Origin of the sequence: Cronobacter condimenti 1330 (assembly GCF_001277255.1) — a bacterium.
GTDB lineage: Bacteria > Pseudomonadota > Gammaproteobacteria > Enterobacterales > Enterobacteriaceae > Cronobacter > Cronobacter condimenti.
Genome location: NZ_CP012264.1, coordinates 4202808 through 4220463, shown reverse-complemented (window position 1 = coordinate 4220463; position 17656 = coordinate 4202808). Strand labels below are relative to the sequence as shown.

Annotated in this window: 13 protein-coding genes and 1 tRNA gene; 6 read left to right on the top strand and 8 right to left on the bottom strand. The window is 55.1% G+C overall.

The genetic code is table 11. The annotated features are described in order from the left end of the window. Positions 1-51: 51 nt before the first annotated feature. Entirely contained in the window at positions 52-993 is a 942-nt protein-coding gene (locus AFK62_RS19360; RefSeq protein ID WP_007680736.1) for an XdhC family protein, read from the top strand. Further along, positions 993-1562 carry a nucleotidyltransferase family protein gene (locus AFK62_RS19355; RefSeq protein WP_007680733.1) on the top strand — a complete coding sequence of 190 codons (570 nt, stop codon included), beginning with the start codon at positions 993-995 and terminating at the stop codon, positions 1560-1562. Before AFK62_RS19360 ends, AFK62_RS19355 begins: the two co-directional genes overlap by 1 nt. Positions 1563-1602: 40 nt before the next feature. Here the strand turns inward: AFK62_RS19355 and AFK62_RS19350 are convergent, their stop codons facing one another. Next, the gene (locus AFK62_RS19350; protein WP_007680731.1) at positions 1603-2469 is read right to left on the bottom strand and encodes an aldo/keto reductase family oxidoreductase; all 867 of its coding nucleotides are present in this window, start codon (positions 2467-2469) and stop codon (positions 1603-1605) included. A gap of 76 nt (positions 2470-2545) precedes the next feature. On the opposite strand from AFK62_RS19350, the gene AFK62_RS19345 reads away from it, so the two are divergent. Then, positions 2546-3166, top strand: a complete 621-nt coding sequence (locus AFK62_RS19345; RefSeq protein ID WP_007680729.1) for a TetR/AcrR family transcriptional regulator — start codon at positions 2546-2548, stop codon at positions 3164-3166. A 349-nt stretch (positions 3167-3515) separates the two neighbouring features. On the opposite strand, the gene AFK62_RS19340 is transcribed toward AFK62_RS19345, so the two are convergent. Continuing rightward, positions 3516-3610: transfer RNA gene (locus AFK62_RS19340), tRNA-Sec, on the bottom strand. Between the two features lie 290 nt (positions 3611-3900). Here AFK62_RS19340 and AFK62_RS19335 point away from each other — a divergent pair. Together AFK62_RS19335 and yicI are read left to right on the top strand one after the other, a co-directional pair. Beyond that, positions 3901-5304, top strand: a complete 1404-nt coding sequence (locus tag AFK62_RS19335) for a glycoside-pentoside-hexuronide family transporter (RefSeq protein ID WP_007680728.1) — start codon at positions 3901-3903, stop codon at positions 5302-5304. A 3-nt stretch (positions 5305-5307) separates the two neighbouring features. Then, entirely contained in the window at positions 5308-7632 is a 2325-nt protein-coding gene (gene yicI / locus AFK62_RS19330) for an alpha-xylosidase (protein WP_053532089.1), read from the top strand. Between the two features lie 53 nt (positions 7633-7685). On the opposite strand, the gene avtA is transcribed toward yicI, so the two are convergent. After that, positions 7686-8942: a valine--pyruvate transaminase gene (avtA, locus tag AFK62_RS19325; RefSeq protein WP_032984894.1), complete on the bottom strand. Its 1257-nt coding sequence runs from the start codon at positions 8940-8942 to the stop codon at positions 7686-7688. A gap of 174 nt (positions 8943-9116) precedes the next feature. After that, positions 9117-11147, bottom strand: coding sequence for an alpha-amylase (locus tag AFK62_RS19320; RefSeq protein WP_007680717.1), 2031 nt, complete (start codon positions 11145-11147; stop codon positions 9117-9119). Positions 11148-11460: 313 nt separating this feature from the next. Between AFK62_RS19320 and AFK62_RS19315 the strand changes: the two genes are divergently transcribed. Beyond that, positions 11461-12285, top strand: coding sequence for a protein bax (locus AFK62_RS19315; RefSeq protein WP_071884412.1), 825 nt, complete (start codon positions 11461-11463; stop codon positions 12283-12285). Between the two features lie 139 nt (positions 12286-12424). On the opposite strand, the gene xylR is transcribed toward AFK62_RS19315, so the two are convergent. The 4 genes from xylR to xylF all read right to left on the bottom strand — a co-directional run bounded on the left by xylR (position 12425) and on the right by xylF (position 17471). After that, entirely contained in the window at positions 12425-13603 is a 1179-nt protein-coding gene (gene xylR / locus AFK62_RS19310; protein WP_007680713.1) for a D-xylose utilization transcriptional activator XylR, read from the bottom strand. A gap of 98 nt (positions 13604-13701) precedes the next feature. After that, the gene (xylH, locus tag AFK62_RS19305; RefSeq protein WP_007680681.1) at positions 13702-14892 is read right to left on the bottom strand and encodes a xylose ABC transporter permease XylH; all 1191 of its coding nucleotides are present in this window, start codon (positions 14890-14892) and stop codon (positions 13702-13704) included. Beyond that, positions 14870-16411 carry a xylose ABC transporter ATP-binding protein gene (locus tag AFK62_RS19300; protein ID WP_007680679.1) on the bottom strand — a complete coding sequence of 514 codons (1542 nt, stop codon included), beginning with the start codon at positions 16409-16411 and terminating at the stop codon, positions 14870-14872. The genes xylH and AFK62_RS19300 overlap by 23 nt, the downstream gene beginning before the upstream one ends. A gap of 67 nt (positions 16412-16478) precedes the next feature. Beyond that, complete coding sequence (xylF, locus tag AFK62_RS19295; RefSeq protein ID WP_007680677.1) at positions 16479-17471, bottom strand: D-xylose ABC transporter substrate-binding protein; 993 nt, start codon at positions 17469-17471, stop codon at positions 16479-16481. Positions 17472-17656: the final 185 nt, after the last annotated feature.

The following is a 17656-nucleotide window of genomic DNA, read 5'->3' as shown; positions in this document are numbered from 1 at the left end:
CACGCGCTGCCAGCCGAACCGCAATGCAGTCTGAAAGAAGGATGAGAAAACGTGCTGCAACAATCTCTGCTCACCGAACAGACGCGGCCTGAAGCGGCGTTTTTAACTGACGACAACGCCACGATTTTGCGCTTTGCGGCACAGGCGCTCGGCGCAGGTATGGCGGCGGCGCTGGTCACGCTGGTAGCGATCCGCGGCGGGTCGTCACGCGCGCTCGGCGCGCATATGGCCGTGCGCGAGGATGGCGCATGGTGCGGCTTTGTCTCCGGCGGCTGCGTGGAATCCGCGGCGGCGTATGAGGCGCTGGAAGCAATCGCCTGCGGTGAAGACCGCCGCGTGGCCTACGGCGAAGGCTCGCCCTATTTCGATATTGTGTTGCCCTGCGGCGGCGGCATTACGCTCAGCATTCATCCGTTACGGTCGCGCACGCCGCTGCTGGCGGTACTGAATGCGCTGGCGCAGCGTAAACCCGCCGGGCTTCGTTATGAGCCGCACACCCAGATGTTGCAAAGCGTGTTGCCCGGCGGGGAAACCGGCTGGCGCGACGACGGGTTTGAGACGCGCTACCAGCCCTGCGCGCGGGTCATTATTTTTGGCCGCTCCGTTGAGGCCGAGGCGACGGCGAATGTGGCGCGCGCAGCGGGGTATGACGTGCATCTTTGTGACGGCGTTAACCCAGGCGGCGAGGCAGCGCTTATCGACGCTGATACCGCCGTCATTATGCTTTACCACGATCTCGATCGGGAACTGCCGGTCCTGCAGGCGGCGCTTGCCGCGGCGCCGTTTTATATCGGCGCGCTGGGCAGCCAGCGTACGCACGCCAGGCGTATGACGGCGCTGCGCGAACGCGGCTGGAGCGAGGGTGACATCGCCCGGATCAAAGCGCCGATCGGCATCTTCCCGAAAGCGCGCGATGCGCAGTCGCTCGCGCTCTCTATTCTTGCGGACGTCGCCGCGACCCGGCTGAACCCGGCTCGCGAGGGGGCGGAATAATGCCTGCGCCGAACCAGCCGGTCATCATTATTCTCGCTGCCGGAAAAGGCGAACGGTTTCGCGCGGGCGGCGGGGCAACCCATAAGCTTGATGCACCGCTGAACGGCAAATCTGTGCTTCAGCATGTGCTTGACGCGGCTGAGGCCTCCGGTCTGCGCTGGCATCTCGTACGGCCTGCGGGCGGTACTGGCGGTATGGGGGAGTCTATCGCGATGGGCGTAAGCGCGACGCCCGACGCCAATGGCTGGCTGATTCTGCCTGGTGATTTACCGTTTATTACGGCGCCGACGCTAAGACAGGTGGCGCAGGCGTTAAGCGCGAAACCGGTTGTGGTGCCGCACTACCACGAACGGCAGGGGCATCCGGTCGGGTTCTGTCGCGGATATTTCGAGGCGCTTGCGACACTGTCAGGCGACGAGGGAGCAAAAGCGATTGTGTACGCAGCACGGCAATGCGGGGCGGTAATTGACCTGCCGGTTGATGACATCGGCGTGGTGAAGGACGTGGATCACCCGGCGGATTTAACGACGGCCGAAGAAACCCGCCACCAGGGCAGACAGACGTACTGACCTGTTTACGGCATCAGTAACGTCTGCAGGCGTTTATTTGTCAGGCTGCCAGTGCATTTAAAGCCTCCAGCGTTTGCGGCGAAAGCGTTAATTCCGCCGCCTTGCTGTTTTCATGGAAATGCGCCACCGATGAAGTGCCCGGAATTAACAACATATTCTCCGAGCGATGTAATAACCAGGCGAGCGCGACCTGCATCGGCGTGGCGGATAATTGCGCCGCGATGGTTTCAAGTGTGGATGACTGGAGCGGTGAGAAACCGCCTAACGGGAAAAACGGGACATAAGCGATCCCGGCGTCTGCCAGTTCATCAATTAACGCCTCATCGCCCCGGTGAACAATGTTATACATATTCTGCACGCAGCTTATCGGAGTGATTTCCTGCGCCTGCGCGACCTGTTTTCGTGTCACATTGCTTAAGCCGATATGCTTAATCAGCCCTTGCTCTTTTAATTTCACCAGTGCGGTGAGCGGCGCTTCAATCGACCCTTCCGCCGGGCCATGCACATCAAACATCACGCGAAAATTCACGACATCCAGCACGTCGAGCTTCAGATTTCGCAAATTATCGTGTACCGCCTGAGTTAATTCCTCAGCCGAATACGCGGCGTTCCAGGCGCCGTCATTGCCGCGCATAGCGCCTACTTTTGTCACAATCGTCAGGTCGTCACGGTAAGGATATAGCGCTTCGCAAATCAGTTGATTCGTAATATGTGGCCCGTAAAAATCACTGGTATCAATATGGTTAACACCCGCGTCCACCGCGGCGCGTAATACGCTGAGTGCTGCGTTTTTATCTTTCGGTGGGCCAAATACGCCGGGGCCAGCCAGTTGCATTGCGCCGTAACCAAACCGTTTTACTTCACGGTTGCCGAGTTTATACGTACCGCTTTTTTCAATACTGTTCATAACGACCTGCTTGCTGTATAGGAGTGGAGGAAGTATTAGTATATGAAGCATCCTTCAGTTTAAGAATTCGCATTCTATGAAGACCACCACAGCACCGCTGAGCCCGCGTAAAACCCCGATCCAGAGCCGTTCTGTCGCGACGGTAGAGGCGCTCCATACGGCAACCATTCAGGTTTTAGTGGCTGAAGGGCTGAGCCGCTGCACGACGACGCGCGTCGCCAGCCGGGCGGGGATGTCAGTCGGCAGCCTCTATCAGTATTACCCTAACCGTGAGGCGCTTCTTATTGGTGTACTGGAATTACACTTAACCAAAATCGCCGACGCGCTCGAAGCCGCCTGTTTATCTGTGCGCGGCAAGCCTGTTGCGGAGATGGCCGCGGCCATGGTGCAGGCTTTTCTTAGCCTGAAATTAGCTAATCCTGACGAATCAAAAGCGCTTTATAGCTTTGCAGCGGAGCGCGACGGCGCGCGCCTGATGGGCGTAATTTATAAGCGGATGGTTAACGATATCGCGCAAACACTCGTAACCGCCCCGGATAACACGTTCCCTGACCCGGTATTTACCGCGCATCTTGCGCTCGGCGTAATTACCGGCCCAACGAAGTCCTTTCTTGAAGGGTTTATTCCGGCGGATTATACCGGGCAATTCCAGACGCATTTATCCCGACTGTTGGCGGGATATTTGAAGGGGGAGTAAAAGCATCAATGCCAAAGAAAACGCAGGCGGCTATTTTATCTGCGACTGACAAAAAGGTGTGATGTCACGACAGATGACTTATGAACGCAGGCTGCCTGATTCTTTTTAGTCACGCTTATTATTCTCACCGTCAGGATCTATAGCGGATTAATAAATCCTATGTTTTCTGCCGCTTTTTGTCTTTATTTACTCATTTATATGAGGATTTATTCACCGGCGACTAGCATTGCCATTCTGAAGATCAAACCGATACGTTATCCGCAGAGGTATAGCGGGAAGGCGGTGCAGGGAAGGAAGACATGCGGGTAAAAGCTTTAAAGAGGCATGCTTGTAAACCTGAAAGGCATTTTGGCGGAAGATCACAGGAGTCGAACCTGCCCGGGACCGCTGGCGGCCCCAACTGGATTTGAAGTCCAGCCGCCTCACCGGAGACGACGATCTTCCGCGCCTGCATTGCTACATGGAGGCCGGCGCATTATAGGCGCGTTTCAGACGCTTACCAATACCCCCATCACACTCTTTTTTCGCCCGTCTGACGCGCATTATCCGGTTTTGCTTAAGTATTTTTCGGCTGTTACCGGTCACAAAATTTATTCACTCGTTGCATCAGCAAGTTAACGCGATCACAGAAATTAAGAATCATAAAGAAATTACCAGAAAACAGAATTCCTGATGCTCCTGAACGGCGCTAAAACCCTAAGTGAAATTTCGCGTATCGCTATAAGGACGGCCCAATGAGTGAGCAAACGCTTTCCGTAAAGGAGAAGATAGGCTACGGCATGGGAGATGCCGCGAGCCATATCGTTTTTGATAACGTCATGCTTTATATGATGTTTTTCTACACTGATATTTTTGGCATTCCGGCCGGTTTCGTCGGCACGATGTTTCTGCTGGCCCGCGCGCTTGATGCTATCTCCGATCCCGCGATGGGGCTGATTGCCGACCGCACTCGCAGCCGCTGGGGCAAATTCCGCCCCTGGGTCTTGCTCGGCGCGCTGCCGTTCGGTGTGGTTTGCGTTTTTGCCTACAGCACACCTGACTTAAGCCTCACGGGCAAAATGATTTACGCCGCCGTGACCTACACGCTGTTAACGTTAATGTATACGGTCGTGAATATCCCTTACTGCGCGCTGGGCGGCGTGATAACGAACGATCCGCAGCAGCGTATCTCCCTGCAATCCTGGCGCTTCGTGCTGGCGACAGCGGGCGGCATGCTCTCTACCGTCCTGATGATGCCGCTGGTGAATTATTTTGGCGGCGAGAATAAAGCGTTCGGCTTTCAGGCAGGCATTGCAGTGCTCGCCGCCGTGGCGTTTTTAATGCTCGCCTTCTGCTTTTTTACCACTAAAGAGCGTGTCGAGGCCCCGCCAGGCACTTCCACCATGCGCGAAGATCTACGCGACATCCTGCAAAACGACCAGTGGCGCGTCGTGGGCGTGCTGACGCTTCTCAACATCCTCGCGGTCTGCGTGCGCGGCGGCGCGATGATGTACTACGTCACCTGGATAATGGGCGATGCGGCGCTGTTTTCCTGGTTCCTCGGGCTTTACTGCGTTGGCAACCTGTTCGGCAGCGCGCTCGCTAAACCGCTGACCGACTGGAAATGCAAAGTGAGTGTCTTCTGGTGGACCAACGCGGCGCTGGCAGTGCTGAGCGTTGCCATGTTCTTTGTGCCGATGAGCGCCACGGTGGTGATGTTTACGTTCATCTTTGTGATTGGCGTCCTGCACCAGCTCGTCACGCCGATCCAGTGGGTAATGATGTCTGACACCGTCGATTACGGCGAATGGCGCAACGGTAAACGCCTGACGGGCATCAGTTTCGCGGGTACGCTGTTTGTGCTGAAGCTTGGCCTGGCGCTCGGTGGCGCGCTGATAGGCTGGCTGTTAGCGGGCGGTGGTTATAACGCCGCGGCGCATGTCCAGAACAGTGCCACGCTCACTATCATCGTTGCGCTCTTCACACTGGCGCCGGGCCTCTGCTACATGCTGAGCGCCTTCATCGCGAAGCGTTACTACACGCTGAATACGCCGTTTTTGAAAAACATCCTGGCGGAGCTGGCGCAGGGTGCGCGCAATAACCAAAAGGAGTTTGACACCCTTACGGTCAGCAACGCATTCCACGAGTCAAAGGGGTAATGAATGAAAATCAGTGACGGAAACTGGCTGATCCAGCCCGGTTTAAGCCTGCTGCATCCCATCCAGGTGTTTGATGTTGAACAACGTGATGGCGAAATGATTGTCTACGCTGCCCCGCGCGATGTGCGCGAACGCGCCGGACAGCTTGATATCCCGCTCTTCACCCTGCGCTTTTTCTCACCGCAGGAGGGCATCGTCGGCGTTCGTATCGAACATTTTCAGGGCGTGCCGGACCACGGCCCGCATTACCCGCTCAACGTGCTGGAAAATGTACCGGTCGACACCACCAATACGGAAACCTATGCCGAGCTTAAAAGCGGTAGCCTCAGCGTGCGGGTGACTAAAGGCGAAAACTGGGCGCTCGATTTTCTGCGAGACGGCAAGCGCATTACCGGCAGCCAGGTGAAGAACAACGGCTATGTGCAGGATGGCGGCACGGGCAACAGCTACATGTTCGAGCGGCTGGATCTGGGCGTGGGTGAAACGGTATATGGCCTTGGCGAGCGTTTTACTGCGTTCGTGAAAAACGGCCAGTCGGTGGAAACCTGGAACCGCGACGGCGGGACCAGCACCGAACAGGCCTATAAAAATATTCCGTTTTATCTGACCAATCGTGGTTATGGCGTGCTGGTTAATCACCCCGAATGCGTCTCTTTTGAAGTGGGCTCTGAGAAAGTCTCGAAAGTGCAGTTCAGCGTGGCAGGTGAGTACCTGGAATATTTCGTCATCGACGGCCCGACGCCGAAAGCGGTGCTTGACCGCTATACCTGCTTCACGGGGCGGCCTGCGCTGCCGCCTGCGTGGTCATTCGGACTATGGCTCACCACGTCCTTTACGACAAACTATGACGAAGAGACGGTGAATCGGTTTATCGACGGCATGGCGGAGCGCGAATTGCCGCTGCACGTTTTTCACTTCGATTGCTTCTGGATGAAGGCTTTTCAGTGGTGTGATTTTGAATGGGACCCGGCCACCTTTCCGGACCCGGAAGGTATGCTCAACCGCCTGAAAGCGCGCGGCCTGAAAATCTGCGTCTGGATTAACCCCTATATTGGGCAGAAATCGCCGCTGTTCCGGGAGGGCATGGAAAAAGGCTACCTGCTGAAGCGTCCCAACGGCGCGGTATGGCAGTGGGATAAATGGCAGCCAGGGCAGGGCATTGTGGACTTCACAAACCCGGCGGCGAGCGAATGGTATGCAGGCCATCTGAAACGGCTGGTTGGGATGGGCGTCGACTGCTTCAAAACCGATTTCGGCGAACGTATCCCAACCGATGTCGTGTGGCATGACGGCGCCGACCCGCAAAAAATGCACAACCACTATGCCTTTATTTATAACGAGCTGGTCTGGAACGTGCTTAAAGAGACGGTGGGGGAAGAAGAGGCCGTCCTGTTTGCCCGCTCGGCCTCGGTGGGCGCGCAGCAGTTCCCGGTGCACTGGGGCGGCGATTGCTACGCGAATTATGAATCGATGGCGGAAAGCCTGCGTGGCGGGCTCTCTATCGGGCTTTCTGGCTTTGGGTTCTGGAGCCATGACATTGGCGGTTTTGAAAATACCGCGCCGGCGCATGTCTATAAACGCTGGTGCGCGTTTGGGCTGCTTTCCAGCCACAGCCGTCTGCACGGCAGTAAATCGTACCGCGTACCGTGGGCGTATGACGACGAAGCCTGTGACGTGGTGCGCCACTTTACACAACTGAAGTGCCGCCTGATGCCTTATCTCTACCGCCAGTCAGCACTGGCGCATGAGTGCGGCACGCCGGTGATGCGCGCCATGGTGCTGGAGTTTCCGGACGATCCAGCCTGCGATTATCTTGACCGTCAGTATATGCTCGGTGACGCAGTACTGGTCGCGCCGGTCTTTAGTGAGGCCGGCGACGTAGCGTTTTACTTGCCGGAAGGACGCTGGACGCACCTGTGGCACAACGATGAACTTCCCGGCAGTCGCTGGCATAAGCAGCGTCACGATTTTCTGAGCCTGCCGGTGTATGTGCGCGATAATACCTTGCTGGCGCTCGGCAACAACGATCAGAAACCTGATTATGCCTGGCATCAAGGCACTGCGTTCCAGCTGTTCCAGCTGGCAGATGGCAAAGCGGCGCGCTGCGAGGTGCCTGCGGCCGATGGCAACACGACGTTTACGCTGTGCGTGACGCGTGAGGGCAACCGGCTGACGGTTGAAGGGAACGGCAACGCCACGGACTGGACGCTGTGCCTGCGTAATATTCAGGAAATCTCAAGTGTTGAAGGCGGCAGTTGTGCGGGCAGTGAAGGAGGAATGGTCGTGACGCCTGAGAACGGCGCTCGTTCACTGCGCATTATGCTGTAGGCAATAAAAACGCCGCCCACGGGCGGCGTTTAGCCTGAGGTAACGCCTGGGCGTTACTGGCCCGCTTCCTGCCAGGCAAGTTCAATCTCTTCAGCCAGGATTTTCACGCCCGCTTCGATTTTATCCAGCGCCGGCACGTAGTTCATACGCATACACTGGTGCGTGTGCGGCCACGGCTTATCAAGCCCGGGGAAGAAGAAATCGCCAGGCACCATCAATACGCCGCGCTTTTTCAGGCGCTGATACAGCAGCTCAGTAGTGATTGGCAGGTCTTTAAACCACAGCCACAGGAAAATCGCGCCCTCGGGTTTATGAATCAGGCAGCGTTCAGGTGAAAGATAACGGCGGATGACGGCAATCGTCTCCTGCACGCGCTGCTGATAGAAAGGCTTGATCACGTCCTGCGACAGGCGCAGGAGGTCGTTGCGTTTGATCATCTCGCACGCCATTGCAGGCCCAATGCCGCCAGGCGCCAGGCTGATAATGCCGTTCATATTGCTGATGGCGGAGATAATCTTCTCATTGCCAATGATAATGCCGCAGCGGCTGCCCGGCAGCCCGAGCTTAGAAAGGCTCATGCACAGGATGATGTTCGGGTTCCACAGCGGGCGCGCCTCGCTGAAAATAATGCCCGGGAACGGCAGGCCGTAGGCGTTATCAATCACCAGTGGAATGTTGTGTTGGTTCGCCAGCGCATCGAGCTTAATCAGCTCTTCATCGGTAATCACGTTACCTGTTGGGTTGGTCGGGCGCGACACACAAATCATGCCGGTTTCCGGGCCGATATGCAGATGCTCGAAATCAACGTGATATTTAAACTGGCCTTCCGGCAGCAATTCGATATTCGGGCGCGCGGAGACGAAAAGATCTTCTTCCAGGCCGGAATCGGCATAGCCGATGTATTCCGGCGCGAGCGGGAACAGCACCTTTTTCGAGGTCCCGTCCGCCTGACGGCCCGCAAACAGGTTAAACAAGTAGAAAAACGCGCTCTGACTGCCATTTGTCAGTGCAATATTCTGTGGTTCAACATCCCAGCCAAACGCATCTCTTAACATCCCCGCCAGGGCCACCAGCAGCTCACTTTTCCCGCGCGGACCGTCATAATTACAAAGCGCATCAGTGACTTTGCCGCTTTCCAGCATTGAGGCCAGCAGCGCCTGAAAATATTCATTCATCGCCGGGATTTGCGCGGGGTTTCCGCCGCCCAGCATGATAGCGCCAGGGGTGCGTAAACCGTCGTTGAGATCCTCCATGAGGCGCGTAATGCCTGCATGGCGGGTAAATTTGTCGCCGAAAAGTGAAAACGTCATAGCGGTCAGTCTGTCGCATTCTTTTAAAAAGAGGCTAACCATAGCGCTACAACATGCATGGTGCAAATCGGCGGAGAGCGCCTTTTCTGATGCAAAATGTTTCGATGTTAATACACAGCAGGATTTAATGCTGAATAACGAGGCGGCGCGGGGAAAAGTCGCGCCGCCTGAAGATTACTGCTGGCCTGCCCAGACGATCATCACCACATCCTCGCCTTGCTCGCGAACAAAACCGTAGCCCTCTTTTAACGAGAGCGTCGTTTGTTTACCGCCGCCAATGGCTGGGTGACGCGCGCGGAACTGCCCGAGTTTCTGCCAGTGTGCTACTGTCGCAGCGCGTTTGCCGCCGAGATCCTGCCAGTTCATGTCGGATCGCGTGCCTTGCAGCGGATCGGAGCCGCCTGGCCCGGCAGGCCGCTCGCTCTCATCACCATAGAAAATCTGCACCGCGCCAGGGGCAAGTAATAACAGCTCTGCCGCACGCGGCCCGCCTTCACGGAATAACCGTGTGTCATGGGATGAGAGATAACTCAGCACGTTGAATCCCTGAAGTTTATCAGCCATTTGCTGCCAGGTGGGGCCGATATACGCCAGACAATCAGCAGCTTTAGCCGCTTGCTCCTGATAATCAAAGTTAATCATCGCGTCGAATCCGTGGCGATAATAGTCGCTCTGCATCACGCCATGTCCCCAGGATTCGCCGGTCATCCAGAACGGTGCGTCATCGATTTTCTTCGTGGGGTTTTTCGCTTTCCACTGTGCGAGGGCGGCACTGGCTTCGTTCTTTAGCTGCTGCCACGCTGCCTGCTCGACATGTTTAGCCGTATCGACGCGAAAACCGTCGATGCCGTAATCGCGCACCCACTGGCTGAGCCAGCGCGTCAGGTAATCACGCGGCGTGGCGCCATCAATAGCTTGAGCTGCGGTGTCGGGTTTGTGCTGATAAAAGTGCGGCAGGCCGGACGCCTGCGTGGATTCGGTTTTTAGATCCGGTAAAAAGGCGAGCGACATGGTCAGATCGTCAAAGCCCGGGCTGTCGTAATCACCGATATCCGTGCGTATCCAGGTTTTCCCCCACCACTTATCCCAGGCGGCTTTGTCGCTGAAATTGATGTAATCATTAAAACTGTGCCAGGTCTGACCGGGGCCGGGTCGCCAGTCAGTCCAGCGCTCGCCGAGCGTCTTTTTCAGCTCGTCGCCTTTCAGGTAGAGCGCGCCGAACTGAAACTCCTGCATATCGGCAAGTGTGGCGTAGCCTGCATGGTTCATGATGACATCGAATAATACGCGAATGCCGCGGCGATGCGCCTCATCCACTAACTGGCGTAAATCCTCCGGCGTGCCCATGTTGGCGTCGAGTTTTGTCCAGTCCTGCGGGTAGTAACCATGATAAGCATAATGCGGGAAGTCGCCTTTGGTGCCGCCGCCAACCCAGCCGTGAATTTGCTCCAGCGGCGAGCTTATCCATAACGCATTAACGCCAAGCGTTTGCAGGTAATCCAGTTTGCTGGTAAGCCCCTTGAGATCGCCGCCGTGGAAGGTACCTATCTCCTGCATGCCGTCTTTATGGCGGCCATAACTATTGTCGTTTGCCGGGTCGCCGTTTACGAAACGATCGGTCAGGACGAAATACACCGTGGCGTTGTGCCAGTTGAACGCGGCTTCAGAAGGCGCTTTTGCGCGCTCCAGCAGCAGAAGCCCGTTACTGCCAGGTGCAGGCGTCAGGGTGATTTGCCCCTGCGTCACGGTGGCGGTATTACCGCTGTAAAAATCGCGGACCTGGCTGCCTTCCGGGAAAGTCTCTTTCACATTAATGGTAAGCGGTTTGCCGTCCCACTTCGGACACTGACGTGCAACGTCCGCCACCGCTTTTTGTGTATCCTGTTCGACGCTCAGCATCAGGGTCGGCGTGCCGGAGCGGGTATCGATCTGCACCTGATAATTGCCGCTGCGAAACCGTCGCCACTGGGGAGCCGGGTCTGTACACGGTTTGAGGGAGAGCATCTGATTGAGTTTTACCGGCTCAGCGGGCTGCCAGCAGGCGTTATCGAGCATCAGGCGTAGCGGGTGCGCGCCTTTCTCAAGCGTCCCCTGGCTGACGAACACGCCGGGCGCCTGTTCTTTAAAATCGGGCAGGCCAGGGGAGGACCATTGCGCGAGTGCAAAACCCGGCAGGAGTACGAGGGCGAGAGGGGAGAGGTTCATTAACTGCATCCTGTGCGATTTTTGTTCAGTGTCGCACGAGAGAGTAGGTAAAGCCTCATCCTTAAGCGGCAGTGAAAGGGGAGGAAACGGGAGGATGAGCCGTGCCGTTTTACGGCGAGCATAAATTGCTAAAAATTCCACTTTTTAATATTGATTTTCAGTAAGTTATATTTCAGCGAAACGGCGTGAATTCAGAATAGACTTATTTCTTTTGATGATCCAAAACAGTATTTTTGATACGATTTAAGATTCCTTTCTTAAATTTAATTAAATAATAGGGTGTTGGAATGCTGAAATCCGACCAGGAGACCTGATGATATCGACTTCAATTCGACGATTAGGGGCGGCGCTGTGTATGTTAGCCACCCTGGCATTTTCGGGAGAAGTGCTGGCAACACAGCACACGACGAAAAAGAGCCACACAGTCCATCTTAATAAGACAAGCGGTAAAAAACTGGCAAGCAGTAAAAAAGAGTATTCTCGCAATAGTGTAATAAGTGGTTCACTGCCTGATTTGCGAAAATACCCTTCCGGAACACCAAGGAAAAAAGCGTTTCTCCGGACCGTCATGCCTTACATTACCAGCCAGAATGCGGCGATTTCGGCTGAGCGTAACTGGCTTATTTCAAAGCAGTACGACGCCAGATGGTCGCCGTCTGAGCGCGCGCGCCTGAAAGATATCGCGAAGCGTTATAAGGTGAAATGGAACGGCAATACACGCCGCGTACCGTGGAATACACTGCTTGAGCGCGTAGATATTATTCCGGCCAGCATGGTCGCGACGATGGCGGCGGCAGAAAGCGGTTGGGGCACGTCGAAACTGGCGCGCAATAATAACAACCTGTTTGGCATGAAATGCGCCAGCAGGCGTTGTAATAATGAGCCAGGTAAAGTGAAAGGGTATTCTCACTTTAATTCTGTTAAAGAGTCCGTTAATGCTTATGCGGTGAATCTGAATACGCATCCGGCTTATGCGTCTTTCCGTAAATCACGCCTGCAGCTGCGTAAAGCGGACCAGGAAGTGACCGCCAGCAATATGATCCATAAGCTGAAAGGGTATTCCACGCGAGGTAAAAGCTATAACAATTATTTGTTTGCCATGTATCAGGATAATCAGCACCTGCTGGCAACCAACTAATTAGCCGCACTCCTGGCTCAGAGGCAAAAAACGTCTTCTTCGGAAGACGTTTTTTATTGTGATGCCCTTTGGCATTATCGCCATCACACGGGCAATCTCGTCTTTCGTCATAAGCCGTGCTTAACCTTTAGCCTGCCCTTTACACAACCACTTCGCTGAACCGCTCGCGATAATCCTTCGGCGTGGTGTCGTACTCTTTTTTAAATACCGAGTAGAAATATTGCAGCGACGGATAGCCGCACATTTGCGAAATTTCGTTAATGCTCAGTGACGTTGAAATCAGCAGGCTGCGCGCTTTTTCCAGCTTCTCAGCATGGATCACCGCGTGTATGGTTTCGCCGACCTCTTCTTTAAAGCGTTTTTCCAGGTTGGAGCGAGAAATACCGACGGCATCCAGCACCTGCTCGACTTTAATGCCTTTACAGGCATGGTTGCGGATGTAGTGCATTGCCTGAATTACGGCAGGATCGTGCAGCGAACGGTAATCGGTCGAGCGTCGTTCGACGACCCGCGCAGGGGGGACCAGCACGCGCTGGAGCGGCAGATTTTCGTTATCCAGAAGGCGATGCAGCAATTTTGCGGCCTGATAACCCATTTGCCGCGTGCCCTGCGCCACGGAAGAGAGGGCGACGCGGGAGAGATAACGGGTCAGTTCTTCGTTATCAATGCCGATCACACACAGTTTCTCCGGTACCGGAATATGGAGGTGTTCGCATACCTGTAGAAGATGACGCGCCCGCGCATCGGTAACCGCAATAATGCCGGTCTGAGGCGGCAGCGTCTGAAGCCAGTCAGAAAGCCGGTTCTGCGCGTGCTGCCAGTTTTCCGGCGCGGTTTCCAGCCCCTGATAAATGACGCCGCGATATTTTTCGCGGGCTACCAGCTCGCTGAACGCATGTTCCCGTTCGGCGGCCCAGCGTTTGCCGGTTGAAGAGGGCAGGCCATAAAAGGCGAAACGGTGCACCCCTTTCTCTTTGAGGTGTAAAAATGCGCTTTCGACCAGCGCGTAGTTGTCGGTCGCGATATAGTGCACAGGCGGATAATGTTCCGGACGGTGATAAGAGCCGCCAACGCCGACAATCGGTACCTGGACATCTTTCAGAAGCTGCTCTATCTCCGGATCGTCAAAATCGGCAATAACCCCGTCGCCCAGCCATTCTTTGATGTTCTCAATGCGGGTGCGGAAATCCTCTTCCATGAAGATATCCCACTCCGACTGAGACGCCTGCAAATACTCGCCAACCCCTTCGACCACCTGGCGGTCATAAGCTTTATTGGCGTTAAACAGCAGCGTAATGCGATGACGCTTTTCAAACATAGTGTCGGTATCCGGCCTTGAACTTGTTGTTTGAATAACACATATCCCGCGAGGCAGGACAACCGCTAACCGGCAATGTGATCCATTGCAGGTTATGGTTATACGCGCCTGCGCGTCGCGGAATCCATCCAGACCGCCAGCAGCAAAATGGCGCCTTTGACGATGTATTGCCAGAAAGTGGGCACGTCCATCATGCTCATGCCGTTATCAAGCGACGCCATGATAAACGCCCCCATCACCGCGCCTGCTACGCTCCCGACGCCGCCTGCAAGGCTGGTACCGCCAATAACGCAAGCGGCGATGGCGTCCAGCTCGGCAATATTCCCTGCCGAGGGCGAGCCTGCGCCGAGACGTGAACTCAGAATGAGGCCTGCAATGGCCACCATAAGACCGTTTATTGCAAATACCGCCAGTTTGGTGCGCTCTACGTTAATTCCCGAAAGCCTTGCAGCGTCGAGATTCCCGCCGATGGCGTAAATGCGGCGGCCAAAAGCGGTATGCAGCGCCATAAACATGCCCGCCAGCAGCAGGAACGTCAGGATAAGCACTGGCGTAGGGACGCCGCGATAATCATTCAGCAGCCAGATAGCCCCAAGCACAATGATGGCGGTCAGCGCCTGTTTACTGATGATCGTGGTCGATGCGGTGGATGTGAGCCCAAGCGCCTGACGGCGCATACGTCCGCGCCATTGCCAGAAGATAAAGAGTGCAAGAGCCACGGCCCCGATACCAAAACCGACGCCGCCCGGCAGGTAACTCTGTCCAATTTGCGACATTGCCGGGCTGGTCGGTGAAACGGTTGTACCGTTCGTGATGCCTATCAACACGCCGCGAAAAGCCAGCATGCCCGCAAGCGTAACGATAAATGAGGGTACTTTCCGGTAGGCCACCCACCAGCCATTCCAGGCGCCCAACAGCAGGCCGAGCAGCAGCGTCACGACAATCGTCAGCGGCAGCGGCCAGCCCAGCCAGACGTCGAAAATGGCCGCTGCGCCGCCCAGCAATCCCATCATTGAGCCGACGGAGAGATCGATTTCTGCCGAAATAATCACGAAGACCATGCCAACCGCCAGGATGCCGGTAATGGCGGTCTGACGCAGCAGGTTAGAGATGTTGCGGGCGCTCAAGTACGCGCCGTCAGTCATCAGAGTGAAAAACAGCATGATGGCCACAATGGCGGCAATCATCACGAATACCTGAAAATTGATTTTATTCAGGGCGCTGAATGAGGCTGGCGAAGAGGCTGACGGCGCGGCCAGCTTGATTTCAGACGGGTTGCTTTTCGACATGGCGATCGCTCCTCAGGGCGGCTTCCATCACCTGTTCCTGCGTCAGGTTATGGTTTATCAGGTTGGCTTTCAGGCGGCCTTCATGCATTACCAGCACCCGGTCGCTCAGGCCGAGCACTTCCGGGAGTTCCGATGAAATAACGATGACGGCGATACCTTGCTGTACCAGTTGGTGAATGAGCTTGTAGATTTCATATTTCGCGCCGATATCAATGCCGCGAGTCGGCTCATCCAGAATGAGAATGCGGGGATTCAGCAACAGGCAGCGTGCAAGGATCGCTTTTTGTTGATTGCCACCACTGAGGCGGCCAATCGCCAGCATCGGTGAGGCGGTTTTCACTTTGAGGCGCTGGAGTGAATCGAGAATGCACTGCTGCTCAGCGGCCGCATCCAGCGCGCTGAGCGGCCCGCTGAACTGATCCAGCGCTGCAAGCGTGATGTTTTGCCCCACCGCCATCACGGGCACGATGCCATCTTTTTTCCGATCTTCCGGCACCATGGCAATGCCGTGGGCGATGGCCTGCTGGCAGTGACGAATGGTTACCGGCGCGCCGTCGATAAAGACATTGCCTTGCCAGCGCCCAGGCCAGACGCCAAACAAACATTGCATTGCCTCGGTGCGCCCAGCGCCCACTAACCCGGCGATACCGAGAATTTCACCCCGCCGCAGCGTAAAAGACAACGAGCTGACACGCTGGATATGCCGATTGACCGGGTGCCAGGCCGTCAGGTTCTCGACGCGCAGGATCTCTTCGCCGGGGCTATGAGGTTCGCTGGGATAGAGCGCTGTCAGTTCACGGCCAACCATCATGGCGATGATCTCTTCTTCGCTCATCTGCGCCGCAGGCCGCGTACTGATGGGCTTACCATCGCGAATGACGCAAATCGTGTCTGATATCGCTTTGACTTCATTGAGCTTGTGAGAAATATAAATGCAGGCGATGCCGTGCTGTTGCAGGTCACGAATGATATCCAGCAGCAGCGCGGTTTCCTGCTCGGTGAGTGACGCGGTAGGTTCATCCAGCACCAACAGGCGCACCTGTTTATTGAGCGCTTTGGCAATCTCCACCAGTTGCTGTTGCCCAAGCCCGAGATCGCCCGTGCGGGTATGCGGTGAAACGAACAGACTCACCTGCGCCAGCAATTTTTCGCACCGTAGCGTCATCGCGTCATAATCCAGCACGCCGTGACGCGTGATTTCTGCGCCTAAAAAGATGTTTTCCAGCACAGTCAGGTTTTTTACGAGCGCCAGCTCCTGGTGAATAATCGCGATGCCTTTGCGTTCAGTATCGCGAATATGCGTCGGTGTCAGCGGCTCGCCGGCAAACGTGATTTCACCCTCATAACTGCCCCAGGGATAGATTCCACACAGCACTTTCATTAGCGTTGATTTGCCAGAGCCGTTTTCACCGCACAGCGACATCACTTGGCCTGGCGCCAGCGCAAGCGACACGTTATCGACCGCTTTGACGGCGCCAAAGGCTTTAGTGATGTTTTTCATTTCGAGTAAATAAGGCATAAGGATTCCGCCTGCACTGGTCGAAAAGCAGCACTGGCGTTCGCGTTATCCCGCGAACGCCGCAAAATTACAGATCGCTCTTTTTATGGAAGCCGTCTTTTATGACGGTGGATTCAATGTTGGATTTATCCACTTTGATGGGGGTTAACAGGCGTGAGGGGACATCTTTAAGCCCGTTATTGAGGGTGGCATCGGATTTTGGCTGCTTGTCGTTGCCAAGCTCCACCGCAACTTCCGCTGCCGTATTCGCAAGTTGGGTAATAGGTTTATAGACCGTCATGGTTTGTGTGCCAGCCATGATGCGCTTAATACCGGCGAGGTCGGCGTCCTGACCCGAAATCGCTACCTTACTGGCAAGGCCTTGCGCGCTCAGCGCCTGAATAGCACCGCCTGCGGTCGCGTCGTTCGAGGCGACGACAGCATCGATTTTGTTATTATTAGCGGTCAGTGCGTTTTCCATAATTTTCAGCGCGTTTTCGGGTAGCCAACCATCGACCCACTGATCGCCCACAACTTTTATTTTTCCACTGTCGATAAAGGGCTTCAGCACTTTCATTTGCCCATCGCGAAACAGACGCGCATTATTATCAACGGGCGAGCCTCCCATCAGGAAATAATTTCCCTGTGGCACGTTGTCTACCAGGCTCTGTGCCTGAATTTCGCCGACCTTTTCATTGTCAAAAGAAATATAAAAATCGATATCAGCGTTATTAATCATACGGTCATACGCCAGTACTTTAATTCCTTCGCGTTTTGCCTCGGCAATAACATTACTTAATACCTGGCCGTTGTAGGGAATAATGACCAATACATCCACGCCGCGGTTGATCATGTTTTCAATTTGCGACATTTGCGTCTCTTCATTGCCATTAGCGGACTGGACAAAGACTTTAGCGCCCAGTGATTCTGCTTTGCTGACGAAGATGTCGCGATCTTTCTGCCAGCGCTCAAGACGCAGGTCGTCAATCGCCATGCCGATTTTCACGTCTTTTGCGATGCCGCTGAAGCTGGTTAACACCAGCGACGCGCACAGGGTAAGAATAAGCTGCTTTATTTTCATGATTTTTATACCTGTTCCAGTGTTACGAATGGGCTTAATTCATCGGGGACGAAACGGACATTCATACTTACGGACGCAGGAATTTTTAGCGCGGAAAGGCCAGGGATCAATTACAGATTTTAATCTTTGGGTTACGTTTTTTTGTTTATTTCTGATTTTATGACGTCGATCGGATTTCAAATGTT

Excerpts from the sequence above, each read along its gene's own strand:
- yicI (WP_053532089.1), top strand. The coding sequence starts at position 5,308 with ATGAAAATCAGTGACGGAAACTGGCTGATCCAGCCCGGTTTAAGCCTG.
- avtA (WP_032984894.1), bottom strand. The coding sequence starts at position 8,942 with ATGACGTTTTCACTTTTCGGCGACAAATTTACCCGCCATGCAGGCATT.
- AFK62_RS19320 (WP_007680717.1), bottom strand. The coding sequence starts at position 11,147 with ATGAACCTCTCCCCTCTCGCCCTCGTACTCCTGCCGGGTTTTGCACTC.
- xylF (WP_007680677.1), bottom strand. The coding sequence starts at position 17,471 with ATGAAAATAAAGCAGCTTATTCTTACCCTGTGCGCGTCGCTGGTGTTA.
- AFK62_RS19300 (WP_007680679.1), bottom strand. The coding sequence starts at position 16,411 with ATGCCTTATTTACTCGAAATGAAAAACATCACTAAAGCCTTTGGCGCC.
- xylH (WP_007680681.1), bottom strand. The coding sequence starts at position 14,892 with ATGTCGAAAAGCAACCCGTCTGAAATCAAGCTGGCCGCGCCGTCAGCC.
- AFK62_RS19350 (WP_007680731.1), bottom strand. The coding sequence starts at position 2,469 with ATGAACAGTATTGAAAAAAGCGGTACGTATAAACTCGGCAACCGTGAA.
- AFK62_RS19355 (WP_007680733.1), top strand. The coding sequence starts at position 993 with ATGCCTGCGCCGAACCAGCCGGTCATCATTATTCTCGCTGCCGGAAAA.
- AFK62_RS19345 (WP_007680729.1), top strand. The coding sequence starts at position 2,546 with ATGAAGACCACCACAGCACCGCTGAGCCCGCGTAAAACCCCGATCCAG.
- AFK62_RS19315 (WP_071884412.1), top strand. The coding sequence starts at position 11,461 with ATGATATCGACTTCAATTCGACGATTAGGGGCGGCGCTGTGTATGTTA.
- AFK62_RS19335 (WP_007680728.1), top strand. The coding sequence starts at position 3,901 with ATGAGTGAGCAAACGCTTTCCGTAAAGGAGAAGATAGGCTACGGCATG.
- xylR (WP_007680713.1), bottom strand. The coding sequence starts at position 13,603 with ATGTTTGAAAAGCGTCATCGCATTACGCTGCTGTTTAACGCCAATAAA.